Source organism: Actinosynnema sp. CA-299493, from assembly GCF_050946825.1.
Classification (GTDB): Bacteria; Actinomycetota; Actinomycetes; order Mycobacteriales; family Pseudonocardiaceae; genus Actinosynnema.
Window position 1 is genome coordinate 3756339 of record NZ_CP191993.1, and the last position, 23959, is coordinate 3780297.

At 73.7% G+C, this 23959-nt stretch carries 16 protein-coding genes; 13 read left to right on the top strand and 3 right to left on the bottom strand.

Features of this window, described 5'->3' with window-relative positions; all coding sequences use genetic code 11:
- Window positions 1-31: 31 nt before the first annotated feature.
- Complete coding sequence (locus tag ACQPYE_RS16855) at window positions 32-523, bottom strand: FBP domain-containing protein (protein WP_498722256.1); 492 nt, start codon at window positions 521-523, stop codon at window positions 32-34.
- Window positions 524-920: 397 nt separating this feature from the next.
- Here ACQPYE_RS16855 and ACQPYE_RS16860 point away from each other — a divergent pair, with 397 nt between their 5' ends.
- Genes ACQPYE_RS16860 through ACQPYE_RS16920 form a run of 13 tightly spaced genes read left to right on the top strand, consistent with a single transcriptional unit; the run spans window position 921 to window position 21705 of the window.
- Window positions 921-2714: a non-ribosomal peptide synthetase gene (locus ACQPYE_RS16860; protein ID WP_498722257.1), complete on the top strand. Its 1794-nt coding sequence runs from the start codon at window positions 921-923 to the stop codon at window positions 2712-2714.
- Between the two features lie 40 nt (window positions 2715-2754).
- On the top strand, window positions 2755-2973 hold the full coding sequence (locus ACQPYE_RS16865; RefSeq protein ID WP_498722258.1) for an MbtH family protein: 219 nt from the start codon (window positions 2755-2757) through the stop codon (window positions 2971-2973).
- Entirely contained in the window at window positions 2970-4430 is a 1461-nt protein-coding gene (locus ACQPYE_RS16870; protein WP_498722259.1) for an argininosuccinate lyase, read from the top strand. Before ACQPYE_RS16865 ends, ACQPYE_RS16870 begins: the two co-directional genes overlap by 4 nt.
- Before the next feature lie 27 nt (window positions 4431-4457).
- Window positions 4458-6734 (top strand): pyridoxal-phosphate dependent enzyme, encoded by a 2277-nt coding sequence (locus ACQPYE_RS16875; RefSeq protein WP_498722260.1) that lies wholly within the window; start codon window positions 4458-4460, stop codon window positions 6732-6734.
- Complete coding sequence (ltaE, locus tag ACQPYE_RS16880) at window positions 6731-7777, top strand: low-specificity L-threonine aldolase (RefSeq protein WP_498722261.1); 1047 nt, start codon at window positions 6731-6733, stop codon at window positions 7775-7777. The genes ACQPYE_RS16875 and ltaE overlap by 4 nt, the downstream gene beginning before the upstream one ends.
- Complete coding sequence (locus ACQPYE_RS16885; RefSeq protein WP_498722262.1) at window positions 7774-13128, top strand: amino acid adenylation domain-containing protein; 5355 nt, start codon at window positions 7774-7776, stop codon at window positions 13126-13128. Before ltaE ends, ACQPYE_RS16885 begins: the two co-directional genes overlap by 4 nt.
- Window positions 13125-14024, top strand: coding sequence for a GHMP family kinase ATP-binding protein (locus ACQPYE_RS16890; RefSeq protein ID WP_498722263.1), 900 nt, complete (start codon window positions 13125-13127; stop codon window positions 14022-14024). Before ACQPYE_RS16885 ends, ACQPYE_RS16890 begins: the two co-directional genes overlap by 4 nt.
- Window positions 14024-14707, top strand: a complete 684-nt coding sequence (locus ACQPYE_RS16895) for a hypothetical protein (protein ID WP_498722264.1) — start codon at window positions 14024-14026, stop codon at window positions 14705-14707. Before ACQPYE_RS16890 ends, ACQPYE_RS16895 begins: the two co-directional genes overlap by 1 nt.
- Before the next feature lies 1 nt (window position 14708).
- The gene (locus tag ACQPYE_RS16900) at window positions 14709-16430 is read left to right on the top strand and encodes a non-ribosomal peptide synthetase (protein WP_498722265.1); all 1722 of its coding nucleotides are present in this window, start codon (window positions 14709-14711) and stop codon (window positions 16428-16430) included.
- Window positions 16427-17713 (top strand): cytochrome P450, encoded by a 1287-nt coding sequence (locus ACQPYE_RS16905; protein ID WP_498722266.1) that lies wholly within the window; start codon window positions 16427-16429, stop codon window positions 17711-17713. The genes ACQPYE_RS16900 and ACQPYE_RS16905 overlap by 4 nt, the downstream gene beginning before the upstream one ends.
- Window positions 17688-18473, top strand: coding sequence for a thioesterase II family protein (locus ACQPYE_RS16910; RefSeq protein WP_498722267.1), 786 nt, complete (start codon window positions 17688-17690; stop codon window positions 18471-18473). The genes ACQPYE_RS16905 and ACQPYE_RS16910 overlap by 26 nt, the downstream gene beginning before the upstream one ends.
- Window positions 18455-20419 (top strand): carbamoyltransferase C-terminal domain-containing protein, encoded by a 1965-nt coding sequence (locus ACQPYE_RS16915; protein WP_498722269.1) that lies wholly within the window; start codon window positions 18455-18457, stop codon window positions 20417-20419. The genes ACQPYE_RS16910 and ACQPYE_RS16915 overlap by 19 nt, the downstream gene beginning before the upstream one ends.
- Window positions 20419-21705: an MFS transporter gene (locus ACQPYE_RS16920; protein WP_498722271.1), complete on the top strand. Its 1287-nt coding sequence runs from the start codon at window positions 20419-20421 to the stop codon at window positions 21703-21705. Before ACQPYE_RS16915 ends, ACQPYE_RS16920 begins: the two co-directional genes overlap by 1 nt.
- A 52-nt stretch (window positions 21706-21757) precedes the next feature.
- On the opposite strand, the gene ACQPYE_RS16925 is transcribed toward ACQPYE_RS16920, so the two are convergent.
- Both ACQPYE_RS16925 and ACQPYE_RS16930 read right to left on the bottom strand, forming a co-directional pair.
- Window positions 21758-23296, bottom strand: a complete 1539-nt coding sequence (locus ACQPYE_RS16925; protein ID WP_498722272.1) for an AMP-binding protein — start codon at window positions 23294-23296, stop codon at window positions 21758-21760.
- On the bottom strand, window positions 23293-23952 hold the full coding sequence (locus ACQPYE_RS16930; RefSeq protein ID WP_498722273.1) for an FMN-binding negative transcriptional regulator: 660 nt from the start codon (window positions 23950-23952) through the stop codon (window positions 23293-23295). The genes ACQPYE_RS16925 and ACQPYE_RS16930 overlap by 4 nt, the downstream gene beginning before the upstream one ends.
- Window positions 23953-23959 lie beyond the last annotated feature (7 nt).

Here is a 23959-nt window from a genome sequence, read left to right on the forward strand (position 1 = left end):
TCTCCCCCGCGAGGACGTGCGCCGGAAATCCTCAGCTGAGGATCTTCGCGACGAACTGGTTGACGTTGCCGAGCATCCGCGCGATCCGCTCGTCGTCGCCGATCGTCTCGGCGGGCTGCGGCGCCGACGGCCGCCGCTTGCGCCGCACGTAGGCGGAACAGGCCAGGTCAGCGCACACGTACGTGCCGACGGTGTTGCCTCTGCGACCGGCCGCGCCCGCCTTCGGCGCGGCGAACAACCCCACGTCGGACTGCACGTGGGTGGTCAGGCAGAACGCGCACGTGGACGACCTCAGCGAGCTCTTCGGCGGGTTGTTCGCGCGCAGCACGACGCCCACCACTCCCTCGTCCCAGGGCAGCACGAGGTAGGCGTTGTTCACCGCACGGGGGTCGACCCAACCGAGGAAGTCCGTTCCCGCCCAGTCCTGCGAATCGAGCCCGGCCGGCAGGGTGAGCTTCTTCGCTTCGCCTTTCGAGCAGTTGACGAACGACTTTCGAATTTCCTCCGCCGGGGTCGGTCGCACCCTTTTACCCTTCATTTCGCGGACGTGACGCCGAAGCCAGTATGCCCGACCGTCGGCGCGGGTCAACATGCGTCTGCGCGGCGCTTCGACTACACGCAAGATCGTGCTCGCGCAAGGGTTGCACGGCTGGTCCTGACGTCCGCTACGGGTCGTTGCCACGTGAGGTGGCCTGTGCTAGGAAGTGTTTGATCGCACTTGCCGGAAACCGGCGGGAAGGTTCTGGGGAGCTGGGCGGGGCGGCTGGCGCACATTCCGCGCCGGCTGATCACATTCTTGGGGAACGGTGGCGGTCGAGGCTGCCCCGCCCCGGTCTGTCGCGATGAGGGGCGGGTTGATCGTGCCTGGGGACTGGAATCGAACGGACTCGGCCTTTCCTGCCCACCGGGGGCTGCACGAGTTGGTCGAGGACCGCGTCGCGGACTCCGGCGACCGCACCGCCGTCGTCTTCGGCGACGAGCGGGTCACCTACGCCGAGCTGGACGCGCGGGCCAACGGGCTGGCGCACCGGCTGGTCGAGGCCGGTGTCGGCCTGGACGACGTGGTGGCCCTGTGCGTGGACCGGTCGGTGGAGATGGTGGTCGCGCTGCTGGCGATCCTCAAGGCGGGCGGGGCCTACCTGCCGCTGGACCCCGAGCTGCCCGCGAGCCGCGTCGCGCAGATCACGGCCGTCGCGCGGACCGGGGTCTGCGTGGTGGCCGACGGCTATCGCGCCCTGCTGCCCGGCGACGTGGCGGCGGTGTCGCCGTCGGCGCCGCCCCGGACCGACCGGCCGGACCGGCGCGCGTGCGGCGGGAACCTCGTCTCGGTCTACTTCACCTCCGGCTCCACTGGTGTGCCGAAGGGCGTGGCCAGCAGCCACGAGGGCTGGGTGAACCGGATGACCTGGTCGCAGCGCGAGCACCGGCTGCGGCCCGGCGACACCGTGCTGCACAAGACGACCCTGACGTTCGACGACTCGGCGCTGGAGCTGTTCTGGCCGCTGACGGTCGGCGCCCGGGTGGCCGTCCTCGAACCCGGCGCGCACCGCGACCCGCGGGCGATCCTCGACGCACTCGAAGCGCACCGCAGCGTGTACCTGCAGGTGGTGCCGAGCATGTTGACGATGCTGCTGGACGAGCTGGAGCAGCGCGGCGGCTGGGACCTGTCGGCGCTGCGCGACGTGACCTCCAGCGGCGAGGCGCTGTCGCCGGGGACCACCGGCCGGTTCCTGGCGCTGCTGCCGTCGGTCGGCCTGCACAACACGTGGGGCGCGACCGAGGTGTCGATCGACTCGACCAACCACACGTGCGGCGCGGCGGACGCGGCGGACACCGGCGCGGTGTCGGTCGGCGTGCCGTTCGACAACAACCGAGTGCACGTGCTCGACGCCGACTTCCGGGAGGTCGGGGTGGGCGAGGTCGGCGACCTGCACATCGCGGGCGTCGGACTGGCCCGCGGCTACCTCGGCGACCCGGTGGCGACCGCGCGGGCGTTCCTGCCGAACCCGTTCTCGCCCGGTGAGCGGCTCTACCGCACCGGCGACCGCGGCTACCGGCGGCCCGACGGCAGGATCAAGTTCGTCGGCCGGGACGACCACCAGGTCAAGATCCGCGGCATGCGGGTCGAGCTGGGCGAGGTCGAGTCGGCCCTGCGCCGCTCGCCGCTGGTCCGCGACGCGGTCGTGGTGCTGCGCCGCCTCGGTGAGGACGACCACCTGGTCGCCTACACCACCCCGGCCGAACCGGACCGCGCGCCCGAACCCGAGCAGCTGCGCGACCTGGTGGCCGACCGGCTGCCCCAGCACATGGTGCCGTCGGTGGTCGTCGTGCTGGACGCGTTGCCGCTCAACCCCAACGGCAAGGTCGACCGGGCGCGGCTGCCGACACCAGCCCGGCCGCGCGGCGGTGACGCCGAGTACGTGCCGTGCGAAGGTCCCGCGCAGGAGGCGGTCGCCGGGATGTGGCGCGACCTGCTCGGCCTGGACCGCGTCGGCGCGCGGGACGACTTCTTCGACCTCGGCGGCCACTCGCTCATGGCGACCCGCTTCTCGGCCAGGGTCCGGCAGCGCTTCGACGTCGACCTGCCGGTGCGCACGGTGTTCAGCACGCCGACCGTGGCGGAGCTGGCCGAGGAGATCGAGCGGCTGCTGGTGGCGAAGATCGACGACATGTCCGAGGACGAGGTGCGGGCGCTGCTCGGCGGTGCCGGGTGACGCGGCCGGACCTGGTGACGACGCAGAGGGAGTGGGCGGCATGGCCGAGCGCGAGGACGAGGACACCCGCACCTACGCGGTCGTGGTGAACGACGAGGAGCAGTACTCGGTGTGGCCCGCGGACCGGGAGGTGCCTGCGGGGTGGCGGGCCGAGGGCGTCACCGGCACGAAGGACGCGTGCCTGGCGCACATCGCCGAGGTCTGGACCGACATGCGCCCGCTGAGCCTGCGGCGAAAGATGTCCCAGGGCGTCGCGTGACGGCGCTGACCGGTCGGCTGGCCGCGAATCCGGCCGACCTGCTCCACGACGAGGTGCTGCGCCCGCAGTTCGAGCGGGAGGTCCGCCACCTGCTGCCGCACTACGTCGCGGTCGAACGGGTGCTGGTGGCGGAGTACCGGCGGATGGGCGTGCTCACGACCGGGCAGGCCGACGAGGTGGACGCCCTGCTCGCCGCGATCGGGCCGGACACCCTGACCGCCGACCCCGCCGCGAACCTGTCCGACGTCGCCTTCGCGGTGGAGCGGCACGTCGAGGCCGGGCTGTCGAACCCCGCGCCGCACTGGCACGTGGACCGCAGCCGCAACGACCTCCAAGCCTGCGCGCAGCTGATGTTCGCCCGTGAACGCCTGGTCGACCTCGCCGACGGGCTGCTCGGGCTGGCGGTGGCGGCGCACGACCTGGCCGCCGCGCACCTGACCACCCCGATGCCCGGCCACACGCACTACCAGGCCGCGCAGGTGATGACGCCCGGCTTCTACCTGGCCGCGCAGTCCGGCCGGCTGCTGCACACCGCGCGCCGGCTGCTGCACACCTACGACGGCATCGACGCCTGCCCGCTCGGCGCGGGCGCGATGACCGGGCAGAACCTGCCGTGGGACCGCGACCGGATGGCTCGGCTGCTCGGCTTCGCCGCCGCCGGGCGCAACGCGCTCACCGACGTGGCCTCGCGGGCGTGGGTCGCCGAGATCACCGCCGAGCTGTCCCTGTTCGGCGTGACCACCAGCCGGTTCGCCACCGACCTGATCACCTGGGCGGGCGCCGGGTTCGGCTTCGTCGACCTGCCCGACGAGCTGAGCGGGATCTCCTCGGCGATGCCGCAGAAGAAGAACTTCCCGGTGCTGGAACGCATCCGCGGCCGCACCGCGCACCTCACCTCGTGCCACGTGGACGCGGTGCTCGGCCAGCGCGGCACGCCGTACACGAACCTGGTCGAGGTGTCCAAGGAGGCAGGCGTCCAGCTCTACGACGCGTTGGACACCGCGCGGTCGGTGGTGCGGCTGCTCACCGCCGTGCTGCACCGGCTGGAGTTCCGGGCCGACCGGATGCGCGCGGCGTGCGAGCGGGAGTACCTGGGCGGGTTCGCGCTGGCCACGTCGTTGACGTTGCACGCGGGCGTGCCGTGGCGGCAGGCGCAGGTGCTGGCCGGTCGGTACGTCGTCGCGGCGCTCGACGCGGGCCTGCCGCCGACCGCGCCCGACGCGGACCTGCTGGCGCGCGTCGCCGCCGAGGCCGGGCACGTGGTGCCGGGGCCGGGTGCGTTGCTGGCGGAGGCGTTCGACGTCGACCGCAGCCTGCGCGCCACCCCGACCACCGGGTCGGCGCACCCGGACGCGGTCGCGGCCGAGCTGGACGTCCAGCACGCGGAGCGGGCGGCGCTGGCCGACGAGTGGGCGGCCCGGCGCGCCCGGCTCGACCGCGTGCGGGACATCGGGTAACGGCGGGAACCGGGGGAGGAGCCGACCATGATCTTCGACGACATCACCGACGCGATCGGCCACACGCCGCTGGTCCGCCTGCGCGTGCCGGCGGCCGAGGGGGTCGAGGTCTACGCGAAGCTCGAACTGCAGAACCTGTTCGGGATGAAGGACCGGGTGGCCGCGAACATCATCCTGGAGGCCAAGCGGGTCGGCGCGCTCGCCGACGGCGCGCACATCGTGGAGAGCTCGTCGGGCACGATGGCGCTCGGCGTGGCGCTGGTCGGCACCTCGCTCGGCCACCCCGTGCACATCGTCACCGACCCGCGCGTCGACCGGATGACGCTGGCCAAGCTGCGCGCCCTGGGCTGCGAGGTGCACGTCGTGGAGGCGATGACCTCGCACGGCTGGCAGAGCGCGCGCATCGAACGCCTCGAACGGCTGATGGCCGACCTGCCCGGCGCGTTCTGGCCGCAGCAGTACAGCAACCCCGACAACCCCGGCGCCTACCGCAGGCTCGCCCGCGAGGTGCTCGACGACCTCGGCGCGTTCGACGTGCTGGTCGGGTCGGTCGGCAGCGGCGGTTCGCTGTGCGGTACGTCGCGGGCGCTGCGGGAAAGCCTGCCAGACCTGCACGTGGTCGGCGTGGACTGCGTCGGCAGCGTCCTGTTCGACCAGCCCGACGAGCCGCGCCGGCTCCAGAGCGGCCTGGGCAACAGCCTGCTGCCGAAGAACCTCGACCGCACCCTGCTGGACGAGGTGCACTGGCTCAACGACCACGAGGCGTTCGCGGCGACCCGGGCGCTGGCGGTCGAGCAGCGGATCTTCGCGGGCAACACGTCCGGCTCGGTCTACCGGGTGCTCACCGACGTGGCCCGGCGTGCCGAGCCGGGCACGAAGGTGGTCGGCATCTTCCCCGACCGCGGCGACCGCTACGCCGACACCGTCTACAGCGACGGGTTCTGGGCCTCCTCCGGCCTGACCGACCTGGCCGTCGCCGACGCGCCCGAGCAGGTCGACTACGGCACCGAGGTGACCCGGTGGTCGCGGGCGGTCACCAAGTCCGGGTTGGACCTCGACCGGCACCTGGTGTTCGTGGAGTCCAACACCACCGGCACCGGCATGATCGCGCTGGACCTCGCCGCGGGACTGGGCCTGCGGCCGGTGCTGCTGACCGGCAAGCCCGAGCGGTACGCGGGGCTGGCCGCGACCGCCGCCGAGGTGCTGGTGTGCGACACGAACTCGCCGAGCGCGCTGCGCGCGGCCGTGCAGGACCGGTTCCGCCGCGAGGAGCTGGCCGGGGTGGTGAGCACCAGCGACTTCTACGCGCCCGCCGTGGCCGACTTGGCGGCGTGGCTCGGCTTGCCGCGCAACCCCGCGGACGCGGTGCGCACGTGCCGCGACAAGTCGCTGCTGCGCCGCCGGCTGGCCGACGCGGGCGTGCCGCAGCCCCGGTTCGCGGTGCTGGACGAGCCGGTGACGCCGGAGGCGGTGGCCGCGGCGGTCGCCGAGGTCGGGTTGCCGTGCGTGGTGAAGCCGGTGGACGACTCCGGCTCCAACCTCGTGCTGCTGTGCCACGACACCGCGCAGGTCGCCGCGCACGCCGACCGCGTGCTGGCCGTGCGGGAGAACGTCCGGGGCATGCCGACCGCCCGCAGCGTGCTGGTCGAGCAGTACGCGCGCGGCCCGGAGTTCAGCGTCGAGCTGTTCGGCCTGGCCGGGCGGACGGAGCTGGTCGGCGTCACCCGCAAGTCCGTCACCGGCGGGCCGCACTTCGTGGAGCACCGGCACCTGTTCCCCGCGCCGCTGGACCCCGCGGTCACCGACGCCCTGGCCGACGCCGCGCGGCGGGCGGTGCAGGCGGCCGGGATGGCGCTGGGCGCCACGCACACCGAGGTCGTGCTCACCGACGACGGCCCCGCCGTAATCGAGGTCAACCCGCGGCTCGCGGGCGGCATGATCCCCGAGCTGATCCGCCTGGCCACCGGGGTCGAGCTGCTGGAGCAGCAGCTGCGAGCGGCGGCCGGCCTGTCACCGGACCTCACGCCGTCGGACAGCGGCTGCGCCGGCATCGCGTTCCTGCTCGCGCCCGTGCCCGGTGTGCTGCGCGCGGTGGACGGCGTGAGCGACGCGGGGGCCGTGCCGGGGGTGACCGCGGTGACCGTCACCGCCCGGGTCGGCGCGACCGTGCGCCCACCCGTCAACGCCTACGACCGCCTGGGTCACGTCATCGCCCGCGGTGCGACGCCAGAGGAGGTCGACGCCGCGCTCACCGCCGCGCTCGACCGGATCGACACCCGCATCGACCCGGAGGCCGGCCAGTGATCGAGCTGCGCAGCGACACCTTCACCCTGCCCACGCCGGACATGCTCAAGGCGATGGTCGACGCGCCGCTGGGCGATGACGTCTACGGCGAGGACCCGACCGTGCGCGGGCTGGAGGAGCTGGCCGCCGAGCTGCTCGGCAAGCAGGCCGCCTGCCTCACTCCCAGCGGCACCATGGCGAACCTCGCCGCGATCATGGCCCACGCGCCGCGCGGGGCGAAGGTGCTGGTCGGAGACGAGTCCGACATCCACGTCTACGAGGCAGGCGGCGCGTCGGTGCTGGGCGGCGTGGTCTACGAGCCGGTCCGCACCGGCTCCGACGGCACGCTGGCCCTGGAGGACCTGGCCTGCGGCTTCCCCGACGACCCGGACGACCCGCAGTTCGCGCTGCCCGCGTTGATCTGCCTGGAGAACACGCACAACCGGGCGGGCGGCAAGGTGCTGCCACCGGACTACCTCGCGCGGGTGCGGCGGTTCGCCGACGAACGCGGCGTGGCCGTGCACCTGGACGGCGCGCGGGTGTTCAACGCCGCCGTGGCCTCGGGCGTGCCGGTCGCGCGGATCGCCGAGCACGCCGACTCGGTGCAGTTCTGCCTGTCCAAGGGCCTGGGCGCACCCATCGGCTCGATCGTCGTCGGGTCGGCGGAGTTCATCACCAGGGTCCGGCGGTTGCGCAAGATGCTCGGCGGGGGGATGCGCCAGGCCGGCGTGATCGCCGCGGCGGGCATCCTGGCCGTCACCGCGGCCGACCGGCTCGCCGAGGACCACGCCAACGCTCGCCGCCTCGCGGAGGGCCTGGCCGACGTGGACGGCGTCGAGGTCGACCCGGCCGCCGTGCAGACCAACATCGTGATGTTCCGCGTCACCGACCCCCGGTTCACCTGGCGGTCGTTCGTGGCCGCCGCCGCGGCCGAGGGGCTGGCCGTCGGTGAGCTGGGGCACGGCCGCATCCGCGCCGTCACGCACTCCGGCGTGAGCACGGCCGACGTGGACCGGGCGGTGGTCGTGGTCCGCGACGTGGTGAAGCGAGGGCCGAGGGGATGAGCACAGATCGGATGAACGCCGACCAGGGTGCCACGACCGGCGTCTACGTCTTCCCGGCGTCGCGCGCCCAGTACCAGATGTTCTTCGTGCAGCAGGTGGTCGGCGACGCGCCGACCTACCACGTGCCGTTGTGCTACCGGCTCAGCGGCGAGGTGGACGAGGACGCTTTGCGCCGGGCCGTCGCGGACGTCGTGGCCCGGCACGAAGCGCTGCGCACCCGCTTCGCGCTCGTCGACGGCGAGCTGGTGCAGGTGGTGGACCCGACGGCGGAGCCGGAGCTCACCGTGGCGCACGCCGTTGCGGCCGACGAGTGGGTGGCGCGCGAAGCCGCCCGACCGTTCGACCTGGAACGCGGCCCGCTGTTCCGCGCGGCCCTGCTGCGCCTGGGCGGCGCCGAGTCCGTCCTGGTCCTGACCATGCACCACATCGTGTGCGACGGCTGGTCGGCCGACCTGGTGTTCGGGGAGGTCGTCGAGGGCTACGCCGCGCACGTCGCGGGCCGCGACCCCGACCTGCCCGCGCCCGCCTTCCAGTACGCCGACTACGCCGGCTGGCAGGACGAGTGGCTGGCCGGCCCCGCGGCACGGGCGCAGCTCGCGCACTGGTGCGACGTGCTGGCGCACCCCCTGCCGACCTTGGAGCTGCCCGCCGGGGGTCCGGGCGGGCCACCGGCGGGCGCCGACCTGTCCTTCGACCTGCCGGCCGACGCGGTGGACCGGTTGCGGGCGTTGGCGGCCGAGTCCGGCGCGACGCTGTTCATGGTGCTGCTGGCGGCGTTCAAGGTCCTGCTGCGCGAGCTGTCCGGTGTGGACGACGTGATCGTCGGCACGGTGTCGGCCAACCGCGAGCGACCGGAGTTCGCCGGCACGGTCGGGTTCCTGGTCAACACCCTCGCCGTGCGCACCCGGCTGACCGGCGCGCCGACGTTCCGCGACGTGCTGCACCGGGTGCGCGGCACCGCGCTGAGCGCCTTCGCCAACCAGGACGTGCCGTTCGAGCTGGTGGTGGAGGAGGTCAAGCCGCCGCGTGCGGGCGACCGGCACCCGGTGTTCCAGGTGCTGTTCACGTTCTTCGAGCGGGGCGACGGCGCCCGCACGGCCGCCGACGTCGGCTTCACGCCGTTCCTGCTCGACTCCGGCACGGCGAAGTTCCCGCTCACGCTGGAGATCACCGACCGGGACCGCGGCGCGGGCGCGAACTTCGAGTACCGGTCGGACCTGTTCGGCGCCGAGCAGGTGGGCCGGTTCGCCGAGCGCTACGCGCGGCTGCTGGAGGACGTGGCCGCCGACCCGGACCGACCGCTGGACGCGGTCCCAACGCGACCGGTCGCGGCGGAGGACGACTGGGACGAGCCCGCGCCCTACGCCGCGCCGACCACCGCGGTGGAGGCCGTGCTGGCGGGCATCTGGTCCCAGGTCCTGGGCCGCGACCCGGTGGGCGTCGACGACAACTACTTCGAGCTCGGCGGCGACTCGATCCGCAGCGTCCAGCTGCTGGCCCGGGCGCGGGAGCACGGTCTCGGCATCAAGGTGACGGACCTCGTGCTGCACCAGACGATCCGCGAGCTCGCGCCGCGCACCACGCTGGTCGCGCCGGACCAACCCGTCGACGTCGGCCGGCTGGACCTGCTCGCGCCCGCCGACCGGGAGCTGATCGGCGACGACGTCTGCGACGCCTACCCGTTGTCGGCGTTGCAGGCGGGCATGCTCTACCACAGCGAGTCCGCCGACTCCGAGCAGATCTACCACAACGTCGCCACCTACCACCTGCGCGGCGAGTACTCGGAGGCCGCGTGGCGGGAGGCGGTGCAGACCGCCCTCGCCCGGCACGAGGTGCTGCGCACGTCGTTCGCGGTGGCCGGGTTCGGCGAACCCGTGCAGCTCGTGCACGCCGACGTGCCCACCCCGCTCACGTTCGAGGACCTGCGCGGCGAGGCCGACGTGGATGCGGCCGTGAGCGAGCGGTTCCGCGCCGAGCGGGCCCGGCCGTTCGACTGGACGCACCCGCCGCTGATCCGCTTCCACGTCCAGCGCCGCGCCGACGACGAGATCCAGCTGTGGATCGTGGAGCACCACGCGATCGTGGACGGCTGGAGCGGCCGGTCGCTGTTCGCCGAGCTGCTCACGCTCTACGTGCGGGCGCTCGGCCACGACCGCGAGGTGCCGCCGACCCCGAAGGCCCGCTTCCGCACGTTCGTCGCCCTCGAACGCGCCGCGCTCGCCGACGACGCGCAGCGGGCGTTCTGGACCGACCTGCTGCACGACGTCACGGCGGGCGCGCTCCCGCTGGGCGGGCCGGCGACGGCCGAGCCGGACATGGCGATGACGGAGTCCACCGTGCCGGCGGAGGTCGGCGCGGGCCTGCTCGCGCTGGCCAACCGGCTCAAGGTGTCGGTGCGCGTGGTGCTGCTGGCCGCCCACCTGCGCGTGGTGTCCCTGCTGTCGGGCCGCGACGACGTGGTGACCGGCGTCGTCTACAACGGCCGCGGCGAGGAGACCGACGGCGACCGCGTGCTGGGCCTGTTCCTCAACACCGTGCCCTTCCGGCTGCGGCTCGCCGACGGCACGTGGGCCGACCTGGTGCGGCAGGTGTCGGACGCGGACGTGGCGATCCAGCCGAACCGCCGCTTCCCGCTCGCCGAGCTGCAACGCGCGCACGGCGGCGAACCGCTGTTCGAGACGTTCTTCAACTACACGCACTTCCACGTCTCACGCGACCAGCCCTCCGACGACGTGCTGGAGCTGCTGGACGAGGACAGCGTGGTGCCGACCAACTTCCCGTTCGGCGCCGAGCTCCTCCGCGACGCCGAGACCGGCGAGATCGCCATCGGCCTGCGGCACGACCGGACCCGGCTGGACACCGAGCAGGTCGAACGGGTCCGCGACTACTACCTGGCCGCGCTGCACGCCCTGGTCACCGACCCCGACGCGCCGCACACCGACGCGGAGCTGCGGCCGGAGCGCGAACGGGCGCTGCTGGCGTCCTGGAACGACACCGACCGGCACTACCCGGGGCCGCACCTGCTGCACGCGCTCACCGACGGCGACCCGGACGCGCCCGCGGTGCGGTTCGAGGGCGCCGCGCTGACCTACCGGGAGTTCGACGGACGCGCCAACCGCCTCGCGCACCGGCTGATCGAGCTGGGTGTCCGCCCCGGCACGGTCGTCGGGGTCAGCGCGAAGCGGTCGGTGGAGCTGGTCGTCGCGCTGCACGCGGTCGTGCGCGCGGGCGGGGCGTACCTGCCGCTGGACCCGGACAACCCGCCGGCGCGCACCCGGGAGATGGTGGCCCAGGCGGAACCGGTGGTGCTGCTGGCCGACTGGGACCTGCCCGGCGCGCACCGGTTGGACCTCGCCACCGGCCACCCGGACACCGCGCCGGTGACGGCGGTGACGCCGGACGACCCCGCGTACCTGATCTTCACGTCCGGCTCGACCGGCCGTCCCAAGGGCGTCGTGGTCTCGCACCGCGCCATCGCCAACCGGCTGCTGTGGATGCAGGACGAGTACCCGATCGGGCCGGCCGACCGCGTGCTGCAGAAGACGCCGTACTCGTTCGACGTGTCGGTCTGGGAGTTCTTCTGGCCGCTGATGACCGGGGCGTGCCTGGTCGTCGCCCGACCGGGCGGCCACCGCGACCCCACCTACCTGACCCGGCTGATCCGGGAGGCCGGGGTGACGGTGCTGCACTTCGTGCCGTCGATGCTGCGCGCGTTCCTGGACGACGACGGCGTGCCCGCGTGCACGTCCCTGCGGCGGGTGTTCGCCAGCGGCGAGGCGTTGCCGCACGACCTGCAACAGCGGTTCTTCGCCACCCACCCGGCCGAGCTGGTCAACCTGTACGGGCCGACGGAGGCCGCGGTGGACGTCAGCCACTGGCGGTGCCGCGACGACGGTCGCGCCGTCGTGCCGATCGGCCGGCCCATCGCCAACGTCCGGCTGCACGTGCTGGACGCCCATCGCCGGCCCGTGCCGATCGGCGTGGCCGGCGAGCTGCACATCGGCGGCGCCGGCCTGGCCGACGGCTACGCGGGGCGGCCCGACCTGACCGCGGAGCGGTTCGCGGGCGGGCTGTACCGGACCGGCGACCTGGCCCGGCGCCTGCCCGGCGGTGAGCTGGAGTACCTGGGCCGGGTGGACGACCAGGTCAAGGTGCGCGGGTTCCGGGTGGAGCCGGCCGAGGTCGAGGCGGTCCTCGGCGGGCACGACGGCGTGCGGGAGTGCGCGGTCGTGGTCCGCGACGGCGCGCTGGCCGCGTTCTTCGCGGGCGACGCCGACCCGGCGCGGCTGCGGGCGTTCCTGCTGGACCGGCTGCCCGAGCACATGGTGCCGCAGCTGTGGCAGGCGGTGGACGCGATCCCGCTGTCCGCCAACGGCAAGGTGGACCGCAAGGCGCTGGCGGCCGTCGGGGTGCGACGCGACCGGACGTCCGCCGAGCCCGCGACCGAGGCCGAACGCGTGCTGCTGGACGTGTGGCGCGACGTGCTCGGCGTCGAGGACGTGGGTGTGCTGGACACGTTCAGCGAACTGGGCGGCCACTCGCTCAAGGCGCTGCGGCTGCTCACAGCGGTGCGCAAGCGGTTCGGCCGCGCGCTGCCGGTGACCGAGCTGCTCGACGGCGGCACGATCCGCTCGATCGCGGCCCTGCTCACCGGTGAGGACGCGGCCGTGGAGGACCGGCCGCGGCTGCGGGTGCTGCGCGCCGGCGGCGACGGCACGCCCGTGGTGCTCGTGCACCCGGCGGGCGGCACCCTGCTGGCCTACCGGGCGCTGGTGGAGGCGATCGACCCGCGCCACCCGGTGCACGGCGTCGCCGCGGCGGCACGACCCGCGGCCGACGTCGGCGAGACCGCCGCCACCTACCTCGACCTGCTGCGCGGGTTCCCCCGGCACCACCTGGCCGGGTGGTCGTTCGGCGCCGTCGTGGCGCACGAGATGGCGGTCCGCGCGCCGGACCGCACCGCCTCGCTGACCATGGTCGACCCGGCCTACCCGGGCCAGTACGACGCCGACGACGCGGACTTCGCCGAGCAGCTGCGCCACGAGCTCGGCGACGAGCACGTCCAGGACGCCGCCGCGCTGCTGGCCGTGTTCGAGGCCAACGTGCGCGCGCACACCCGGCACCGACCCGGGCTCCACGGCGGTGACGCGGTGTTCGTGCAGGGCGAGGAGAACCGCGAGCACGACAGCGCGGGCCGGTGGGCCGCGCACGTCGCCGGCCGCTTCACCACCCACGACCTGCCCGCCGACCACTTCGCGCTGGTGCGGCCACCGCACGCGGCGGCGGTCGCGGCCCTGATCGACCTCGGTGCCGGCTCCGACCCCGGGCTCGACCGGGGAGGCCGCACGTGACCCACATCGGCCACGGACGCGCCTCCGGCACGTTCGGCGAACTCCTCCAGGGCGCGTTGCCGGAGGACGAGCGCGACTTCCTCGTCACCCTGCCGATCACCGAGTACTCGACCGCGCGGTTCGAGCTGACCGGCGAGCACGACCCGGTGGTCGTGCGCCCGCCGAACAAGGAGAAGTCGCGGCGGCTGGTCGAGCGGATGCTCAGCGCGGGCGGCTACCGGGGCGGCGGTGTGCTCGACCTGGCCGGCAGGCTGCCCGAGGGCAAGGGGCTGGCCAGCTCGTCGGCGGACCTGGTGGCGACCGCCCGCGCGGTGGCCGCCGCGCTGGGCCAGCAGCTCGACGCGGTGGCGATCGAGGGCTTCCTGCGGCACATCGAGCCGACCGACGGCGTCATGCACGACGGCATCGTGGCGTTCTACCACCGCGAGGTGCGGCTGCGGAAACGGCTGGGCTGCCTGCCGGTGCTGACGATCGTCGGCGTCGACGAGGGCGGCCAGGTGGACACCGTGCGGCACAACCGGGTGCCCAAGCCGTACACGGCGCGGGACCGGCAGGAGTACGCCGAGCTGCTGGAGGCGCTGACCGACGCGGTGCGGGGGCACGACCTCGCCGCCGTGGGCGCGGTGTCCACCCGCAGCGCCGAGCTGAGCACGAAGGTGCGGCCCCGGCCGTTGCTGGCGGAGCTGCGCCGCATCGGCGACGAGGTCGAGGCGCTCGGCCTGGTGATCGCGCACAGCGGGACGGTGATCGGCGTGCTCATCGCCGACAGCGACCCGGCCAGGGAGGACAAGGTGCGGTTCGTGGTGGAGGAGTGCCGGGAGCTGTCCGGCGCGGTGTCCGTGCACACCTCGCTGTGCGTCGAGGCGACGTGCGCGCCGCAGAGGGTGGGCGCCTGATGGAGGTCACCATCCCGGCGCGGTTCAACGGACCGCCCGACTCCGGCCAGGGCGGGTACGTGTGCGGCCTCCTCGCGGGCCTCGCCCCGCCGGACGCCGGCCGTGCCGTGGTCACCCTGATCGCGCCGCCGCCGTTGGAGACCCCGATGCGGCTGGAGGCCGGCACGCGCCGGTCCCACCTGTGGCTGGACGACGAAGTGGTCGCCACCGTCGGCGCGGCCACCCGGCCCGTCCCGGTGGTGGGAGCGGTGCCGCCGGACGTGGCGCGACGCGCGTCCGAGGGCTACCTGGGCCACCGCGACCACCCGTTCCCGACGTGCTTCGTGTGCGGGCACGAGCGGCCGGACGGGCTGCGGCTCGCGCCCGGTCCGGTGGCCGGCCGCACCGGCGTGGTGGCCTGCGAGTGGGTGCCCGAGGACACCTCGACCGAGGTGCTGTGGGGCGTGCTGGACTGCCCGGGCGGCTGGACCGCCGACCCGCGCGCGGACCCGATGGTGCTGACCCGGATGACGGCCGAGGTGCTCCGCCCGCCGAGGCCCGGCGTGCCGCACGTCGTCGTCGCCCGCCGGGAAGAGCGTCGCGGGCGCACCGCCGTGAACCTGACCAGTGTCTACGGGAGCGACGGCGACCTGGTCGCCACCTCGACCGCCCAGTGGACGGCCCTCGACACCGAAGGGATGTGACATGCGGACGATCCCGGCGCTGTTCGCGCGCCAAGTCACGGCCGTGCCGCGGCGGACCGCGGTGACCGGCGTCGGGCAGCGGCTGTCCTACGCCGAGCTGGACGACGCGTCCGCCCGCCTCGCCCACGCCCTGCGCGGGCGCGGCGTCCGGCGCGGGGACGTGGTGGCCGTCCACTCAGGACGGTCGCCGCTGGTGGCCGTCGCGCTCCTCGGCATCGTGCGCGCCGGCGGCTGCTACCTCGCGCTGGACCCCAACGACCCGCCCGAGCGCCGTGCCGCCCTGCTCGCCGACGCGGACGCGTCCGTCGTGCTGACCGAGAACGACGTCCTGGTGGGCGGACCGCGTGGCGAGGACGTCGAAGTCGGTCCCGAAGACCTGGCCTACATCGCCTACACCTCAGGGTCCACCGGCACGCCGAAGGGCGTGTGCGTGCCGCACCGCGCCGTGGCCCGACTGGTGCACGAACCCGACTTCGTCACCCTCGGGGCCACCGACGTCGTCCTCCACCACGCCCCGGTCGCCTTCGACGCCTCCACCCTGGAGATCTGGGGAGCCCTGCTCAACGGCGCGCGCCTGGCCGTCGCGCCGCCCGGTGAGCTCGCACCCGCCGAAGTCGCGGACTTCGTGCGCGCCGAGGGCGTCACCGTGGCCTGGCTGACCGCCGGGCTGTTCCACCAGGTGGTCGACACCGCGCCGGCCGACCTCGAAGGCGTGCGGCAGCTCCTGGCCGGCGGCGACGTGCTGTCACCGTCCCACGTGGACAAGGCGGTGGCGCTGCTGCCGGACACCTCGCTGATCAACGGCTACGGCCCGACCGAGAACACCACGTTCACCTGCTGCCACCCCGTCCGCGGGCGGCTCACCACGGCGACGGTGCCGATCGGCACGCCCATCCGCGGCGGCGGGGTGCACCTGCTCGACCCCGACCTGCGACCCGTCCCGGACGGTGAGGTCGGTGAGCTGTACGCGACGGGTGACGGCTTGGCGCACGGCTACCTGAACCAACCCGCGCTGACCGCTGAGCGGTTCCTGCCCGACCCCGCCACCCCGGGCGGGCGCATGTACCGCACGGGCGACCTCGCCCGCAGGCTGCCCGACGGCGCGTACGAGTTCGTCGGCCGCGCGGACGCGCAGGTGAAGCTGCGCGGGTTCCGGGTCGAGCCCGGCGAGGTGGAGGCCGCGCTCACCGCGCACCCCGACGTGCTGGACGTCGCGGTGGTGGCGCGGCCCGACCGGACGGGAGGCAGGCGGCTCGTCGCGTTCTACACCACCGACGGGCTGGTGTCGGTCGCCGACCTGCGGCGCTCGCTCGCCGCCGTGCTGCCCCGGCACATGGTGCCCGCCACGTTCAGCCGGCTGCCCGCGCTGCCGCTGACCGCCAACGGCAAGGTGGACCGCGCCGCGCTGGCCGCCACGCCGCTGCGCGGGCGGCCCTACCTCGACACCGACTACCGGGCGCCCAGCGGCGAGGGCGAGCTGTGGCTGGCCCGGCTGTGGGCCGACGTCCTGGAGGTCGACGACATCGGCGTGGACGACGACTTCTTCGAGCTGGGCGGCCACTCGCTGCTGGCCACGATGATCACCGCGGAGATCGGCAACGAGCGGGGCGCGTTCGTCCGGGCCCGCACCTTCTACGAGAACCCCACCATCGCCGAACTGGCCCGGCACCTGGACACCGCGCACCCGGTCACCGGGAACGACCCTGCGGGGGGACCCCGATGAGGCTCAGCACACCGACCGGCGACGAGGAGGTCGACCTCGACGCGGTGGACCTGTTCGACGCGGCCACCTACTCCGACGGCGACCCGCACGTGGTGTGGCACGCCATGCGCGACCGCGCGCCCGTGCACCGCCAGGTACTGCCCGACGGCCGCGGGTTCGTGTCCGTGACGCGGTACGACGACGTGAGCGCCGTGCTGCGCGACCACACCCGGTTCACGTCCAAGCGCGGCACCCTGCTGTCCATCCTCGGCAACGCGGACCCGGCGGCCGACAAGATGATGGCCGCCAGCGACCCGCCCGTGCACACCGCCATGCGCGAGCCGATGGCCAAGGCGCTGTCCTTCACCGCGCTGCGCGCCCGGCACCCGTCCGTGCTGAACGTGGTGCGGCGGCTGCTCGCCCCGCTCGCCGGCGACGAGCCGTGGGACGTGGCCGAGGCGGGCGCCGGGTTCCCGATGGAGTTCACCGGGGCGCTGATGGGCCTGCCCGAGTCGGACTGGCCCGAGCTGGCCCGGCTGACCACGATGGCCGTCGCGCCGGAAGACCCGTCGTTCGGCGCGGAGGCCGGGCACGGCTCGCTGATCGCCGCGCACCACGAGCTGTTCGAGTACTTCGCCGAGCAGGTCCACGGCCGCGGCGAGCGCGACGACCTGATCGGGTTCCTCAAGGCGATGGACGTCGGCGGTCGCGGCATGCGCGCCGACGAACTGGTCTACAACTGCTACAGCCTGCTGCTCGGCGCGAACGTCACCACGCCGCACGCGCTGGCAGGGACGGTGCTGGCGTTCAGCGAGCACCCCGACGAGTACGCCCGCCTCACCGGCGACGACGACCAGACGTCGATCGCGGTGGAGGAGGGGTTGCGCTGGGCCTCGCCCGCCAACCACTTCATGCGCTACGCCGTGGTCGACACCGAGCTGAGCGGGCAGCCGGTCCGGGCGGGCGAGGCCGTGGTGGCGTGGCTGGGCTCGGCCAACCGCGACGAGCGGGCCTTCGCCGACCCCTACCGGTTCGACGTCGCGCGCGCCCCGAACCGGCACGTGGCGTTCGGGTTCGGCCCGCACTACTGCATCGGCGCCCCGCTCGCGCGCATCGCGCTGCGCCTGCTGTTCGGGGAGGTCGTGCGCCTGGTCGAGCGGTTCGAGCTCGCCGGTCCGGTGGCGCACTTGAGGTCCAACTTCGTGGCGGGCATCCGGAGCATGCCGGTGCGCGCCGTCCTGCGGCCGGGCGCCGCGACCGAGCCGGGGGAAGGTGCCGATGTCGTCTCCGCCACGTCGAGGTAGGTGGCTGCTGCGGCGCCCCGACCCGGAGGCCGCCGCCCGCCTGTTCGTGTTCCCCTACTCGGGGCTGGGCGCGTCGATGTACGCCCGGTGGCCCGCGCGGGTCGGTGCGATGGAGGTCTGCGCCGTGCAGCCGCCCGGCCGGGAGAACCGCATCCGCGAGCCCCACTACGGCGGCTACGCCGACCTGGCCGAGGCCGCCGTGCCCCAGTTGCTGCCCTACCTGGACCGGCCGTTCGCGTTCTTCGGGCACTGCGGCGGCGCGCTCGCCGCGTTCGCCACGGCCGTGCGGCTGTGGGAGACCGGGGGACCGCCGCCCGCCGTGCTGTTCATGTCGTCCCAGGTCGCACCGCACGAGGGTCCGTACGGGCGCTTCCTGTCGATGACCGACGCCGAACTGGCCGTCGAACTGACCGCGCTGACCCGCGCGATGGGCGGCGCGCCGGACCCCGACATGATCGACCTGGGACTCGGGGTGCTGCGCGCCGACATCACCGCGAACCAGCGCTACCGGCTCGACGACCCGATCGAGCTGCCGAGCGCGGTGTGCGCCCTCGGGTGGGCCGACGACGTCGAGATCAGGCCGGAGCAGATGGGCGGCTGGTGCGAGTACGCGCCGGCCGGCCGGTTCTCCGCACCCGTGCTGACGGGCGGCCACCACGAGTTCCTCGGGGCGCCCGAGTACCTCGTGACCGAGCTGGACCAGACCATGGCCAAGGCACTCGCGTCACCCGGGGGGCGAACGTGGCCGAGCACGTCCTGAGCTGCTACCTGACACCGCCCGGCGCGCACGCCGTGCTGCAACCGCGGCACGACCAGAACGTCAGCCTGTGGCGGCGCACCGCGACCGACGTCGAGCTGGTGCGCCTGTGGGAGCTTGAGCGGTTCAGCGGGCAGAAGCACCACTACTGGCCGCTGCACACCCCCGGCCGCGTGGAAGCGGTGCTGACCGAACTGCTCGCCGCCGAAGGGCTCACGCTCGCCGACGTCCGCACCACGTGGGGCACGCCCTGCCTGCCCGCCGCCCAGGACGTGCCGGTGCCGCCCGGCGCCGAGGACTACGCCGTGCACTCGCTGGCGCACCTGTTCAGCGGGCTGCTCATGGACAGCGACGTCTTCGCCACCGGCACGATCGTGGCGATGGCCGTGGACGCCGCGCCGGACTTCGTGCTGGAGCGCGACACCAAGCCCTATTGGTACGCGGGCGCGGTGTCGCGGCGCGGCCGGATCACCTACGCGCCGGTCGAGTCGCCCGCGCCGCTGTACTCGGCGGCCGAGCAGCTGTTCGGCAAGGAGCCCGGCACGCTCATGGCGCTGGCGTCGGCATCGACGAACACCGTCGAGTTCGACGTCGGGGGCGTGACCGCGCTCAACCTCCTCGGCGGCCGGGTGCACCCGGTCTCCGAAGCGGTGCCGTTCGTCGCGTCGATCGTGAAGGCGGCCCACGAGCAGCTCGCCCACCAGGAGCCGGACCCGGACTTCACCGCAGAGGAGAACCTGCAGAGCGCGGTGATGAAGGTCGTGCAGCGGGCGTGCGAGCTGATCGCGGCGCGCAACGTGCGCAAGCTGTGCGACCTGGCCGGTGTCGACCCCACCACCGCGCACCTGTCGATGAGCGGCGGCTACGCGCTCAACTGCCCGACCAACACCGCCCTGCTCGACGAGTTCGGCTTCCGCGGCCTGCTCACCCCGCCGTGCGCCAACGACTCCGGCCAGTCCTACGGCCTGGGCCTGCTCGGCTTCTACGCTACCGGCGCGTTCGACACCGGCGCGACGGGTCCGGCCCGGCACCGGCTCGGCACCGCCTACCACGGCGCGGAGGTCACCGACCTGGACGACGCGCTGGCCGAGTTCGCGCCGTGGATCGAGGACGTCGCCGACTTCTCGCCCGAGCAGTTCGTGCTCGACGTGACCAAGGCGCCGCTGGCCTGGGTGGACGGCGCGGCCGAGATCGGGCCGCGGGCGCTGTGCCACCGCAGCCTGCTCGGCGACCCGCGGTCGATGAAGACCAAGCAGTCGCTCAACGAGCACAAGCGGCGCCAGTGGTGGCGGCCCGTCGCGCCGGTCGTGCTGGCCGAGCACGCGGGGGAGTGGTTCGCGGTGGACCGCCCGTCGCCGTTCATGCTGGAGGCGGTCGCCGTGCGTCCCGAAGTGCGCGACCGGGTGCCCGCGATCCTGCACCTCGACGGCTCGGCACGGCACCAGACCGTCACCGCCGCGGACAACCCGCTGCTGGACCGGGCGCTGCGCGCGTTCCACGAGGCGACCGGCGTGCCCGTGCTGTGCAACACCTCCCTCAACGACCGCGGCGAGCCGATCGTGGACACCGCCGCCGAGGCGCTCACGTTCTGCCTGCGCAAGGGCATCGGCGTGGCCTACGTGCTGGGCAGGCGGATCGCGCTGCGGGTCGATCCCGCCGCCGCGGCCCTCCCGCCGCGCACCCGCCGTGAACGGTTGTTCGCCGATCAGGAATCGGATCGCGACGCCGCCTGGAACAGGTGGGTGGACGCCGGTTACACCGAAAGTGCGATGTACCTGATGACGCAGATGCCGCAATTGCGGGCCGAACCTGATCCGGAGGCCGCCGAAGACCTGAACGGGTTGGCGGACTATGTTGGCTCGGTCGACCCGGCGTTCGAATTCTGGGTCGACGAGTTCCGACGCGACCAGGGGCCTGGTACCCGGTTTCCCTCCGGAAGGCACACGTGATGAATGGCCGGACCGGCAGTTTGTTCCGGCAGGCGAATTTCCGCAACCTGTGGTTCGGACAGACCCTGTCGTTGTTCGCGGCGGAGATCACCGCCGGGGTGATCCCGCTGCTCGCGGCGCTCACCCTGAACGCCAGCGTGCTGGAGATGGGCGTGCTGTCCGCCGTCTCCTTCCTGCCCTACCTCGTGATCAGCCTGTTCGCGGGCGTGTGGCTGGACCGGCTGCCCAAGCGGCCGGTGATCGTGGCGGCCGACCTGGCGCGCGGCGTGCTGCTGCTGCTCGTGCCGCTGGCCGCCGTGCTCGACCTGCTCAGCATGCCGTTCTTGCTGGTCATCGCGGTGCTGATCGGCATCGGCACGGTGATCGCCGACATCGGCAGCGCCTCGTTCCTGCCCAGCGTGGTGGGCAGGCGGGACCTGGTCGACGGCAACGGCAAGCTGGAGATCAGCAACAACGCCTCCCGGATGGCGGGTGAGGCGGTGGGCGGCGTCCTGGTGCAGGTGCTCACCGCACCGTTCGCGCTGCTGTTCAACACGGTGGCCTATGCGGCGTCCGCGGTGTTCACGCGGCGCATCCGGGTGGACCCGGACGCGGCGCCCGAGGACGACGATGACGACGAGGAGCAGCCCGACGCGCGCAAGCCCGACTTCTGGCGCGAGGTCGGCGAGGGGCTCCGGTTCGTCTTCGGCAACCCGATCGTGCGCACGCTCGCCATCACCGCGCTGCTGTTCAACCTGTTCACGTTCTTCATCGAGCCGGTGTTCCTGATCTTCATCACCCGGACGCTCGCGCTGGAGCCGATCTACATCGGCCTCATCCTGTCCTCGTCCGGCGTGGGCGGCGTGGTCGGCGCGATGATCTCCGGCTGGGTGTCGCGGAAGCTGCCGCTGGGCACGCTGCTGGTGGTGACGCAGTGGCTCGCGGGCGGCGCGTCCCTGCTGATCCCGGTCGCCACGCTGGTGCCCAAGCCCGCCGCGGTGGTGCTGATCATCGTGATGCACTTCGTGGACGCGGTCATGGTCATCGTCTACAACGTCAACCAGCGCAGTTACCGGTCCGCGGTCACGCCCGACGCCCTCCAGGGCCGGATGAACGCCTCGATCCGGATGATCGTGATGGGCGTCTGCCCGCTCGGCGCGCTGCTCGGCGGCGTGGTCGGCAACGTGCTCAGCGCCACCACCGCGCTGATCATCGGCGCGGTGGGCATCCTCAGCTCGGGCGTGTACATCGCGTCCACCCGCATCCGCTCGGTCAAGGAGATCCCGACCGAGCAGCCCACGTCCTAGACGCCGGGCAGGAGGGCCGCCCGCACCGGGTGGCCCTCCTCGTCGTGCCCGGTCACAGCGCCGCGGCGAGGTCCTTGGCGACGGCCTCGCGGTCGACCTTCCCGCTCGGCGTGCGCGGCAGCGCGGGCCGCACGGTGATCGACTGCGGCACGGCGTGCGCGGGCAGCACGCCTTCGAGGGCCTTGAGCAGGCCCGGCACGTCCAGCTCGGCGCCCGCCTTCGGGGTGACGGCCGCGCGCAGGGTCCGCGCGCCCTCGCCCGCCTCCACCACCACGCACACCGCCGCCGCGACGCCCGGCTGCTCCAGCAGCCACGCGTCCACCTCCAGCGGGTTCACCCGGTAGCCGCGGATCTTCACGTCGTGGTCGGCGCGGCTGAGGAACCACGCCACCCCGTCCGCGAACCGCACCAGGTCGCCGGTGCGGAACGCGCGGGTGTGACCGTGCGGCGTGCGCGGCACCTCCACGTACCGCCGCTCGTTCAGCTCCGGCTGGTTCAGGTAGCCCAGCGACAGCGGCAGGCCCGCCACCAGCAGCTCGCCCACGTCCGGCACGTCCGGGTCGGTCGGGTCGAGCAGCAGCTCGCAGCCCGGCAGCGGCACGCCGATCGGCGGCAGCGCGGGCCACGACGAGGGCGGCCCGGTGAGCACGTGCGAGCTGACCATCGCCGACTCGCTCTGCCCGTAGTGGTTGGTCAGCCGGCACCCCGGCAGCCGCTCGAACAGCTCGCGGATCGGCGGCGTGCACACCAGCTGCTCACCCGCCGTGTTGACCTCGACCAGCGACAGGTGCTCCAGCGAGTCCTCGGCGGACGCGGCCACGGCCAGCATGGTCAGCGCCACGTTGGGCAGGAACAGCCGCTCCACCCGGTGCTCGGCCAGCCAGTCCAGCAGCTCGAACGGGTCCTGGCGCAGCTCCTCGGGCACGATCACCAGCGTGCCGCCGCCGCCCAGCGTGCCCAGCACCTCCTGGAACGACACGTCGAAGTTCAGCGGCGCGAACTGGGCGGTGCGCAGGTCCGGCCGCGGCGAGTGGGCGCGCTGCCACTCGGCCATGCCGTCCAGGCAGCTGTGCGGGATCGCCACGCCCTTGGGCCAGCCCGTCGAGCCGGACGTGTAGATGACGTACACCGGCAGGTCGGGCGAGCACGCCACCACCTCGTAGGCCGCGCCCGCGCCGGGTCGCGGGATCGCCACGGGCACGGCGGCGGAGTCGAACCGGGGTCCCGTGCCGGTGTGCAGCAGCACCGACGCGCCGCTGTCGGTCAGCATGTGGGCGAGCCTGCGCTCCGGGTACTCCGCGTCCAGCGGCACGTAGGTGGCGCCCACCGCGGCCACCGCGAGGAACGCGGCCACCACCTCGGCGCTGCGCGCGCCCGCCACCGCGACCCGGTCGCCGGGCCGCACGCCGTGCCCGTGCAGCAGCGCGACGACCTCGCCGACCCACCCGTGCAGCCCGGCGTAGGTGAACGAGCGGTCGCCGTCCACCACCGCGACCCGGTCCGGGTGCTCGCGGGCCGTGGCCACCAGCGAGTCGAGCAGGCACGGCGGTCGCGCCGGGCCGCCCCACAGGGTCGTGGTCGCAGCGGTCATGTGCCCTCCACTCCGTCGTGCCCCAGCCCGTGCAGCCGCATGATCCGGCCCAGCTCCGGCTCGGTGCCGCGACCGGTCTCGTGCAGGCTCGCCATGATCCGGGACTGCACCTCGGGGGACTTCTCCTGGCTGAGCTTGAACATCGAGTCGACCGACTCGACGTGGAACCGGAACGCGCCGACGCCGACGATGATCCGGGTGAAGTACTCGTGGGACGACTCGGCCGCCCACCCGTCGCCGAACGACGCCTCGAACACCTCGACCGTCCGCTTCACCACCTCCAGCGAGCCCTCCGCGCCCTCGATCGGCTCCACCCGGCCGTGCAGGTGCACCGAGACGAAGTCCCAGGTCGGCGCGGCCGGCGTGGTCCGGTAGGCGGTCGGCGTGATGTAGGCGTTCGGCCCGGTGAAGATCAGCACCGACCGGGGCCGGTCGGCCAGCGCCCGCCAGTGCTCGTTGGCCCGGTTGAGGTGACCCCACAAGGTGGCCCCGACCAGCTCGCCGTCCTCCGGCGTGCCGGGAGGCCGGACCACGGGCAGGTGCGTGGCCAACGGCGCGCGGGGCCCGTTGCTGACCAGGGTGGCCAACGGGTAGTCCCGCACGATCTCGCGAGGCCAGCCGTCGTCGGTGGCGCGGTACATCGATGGCACGTACACGGAGACC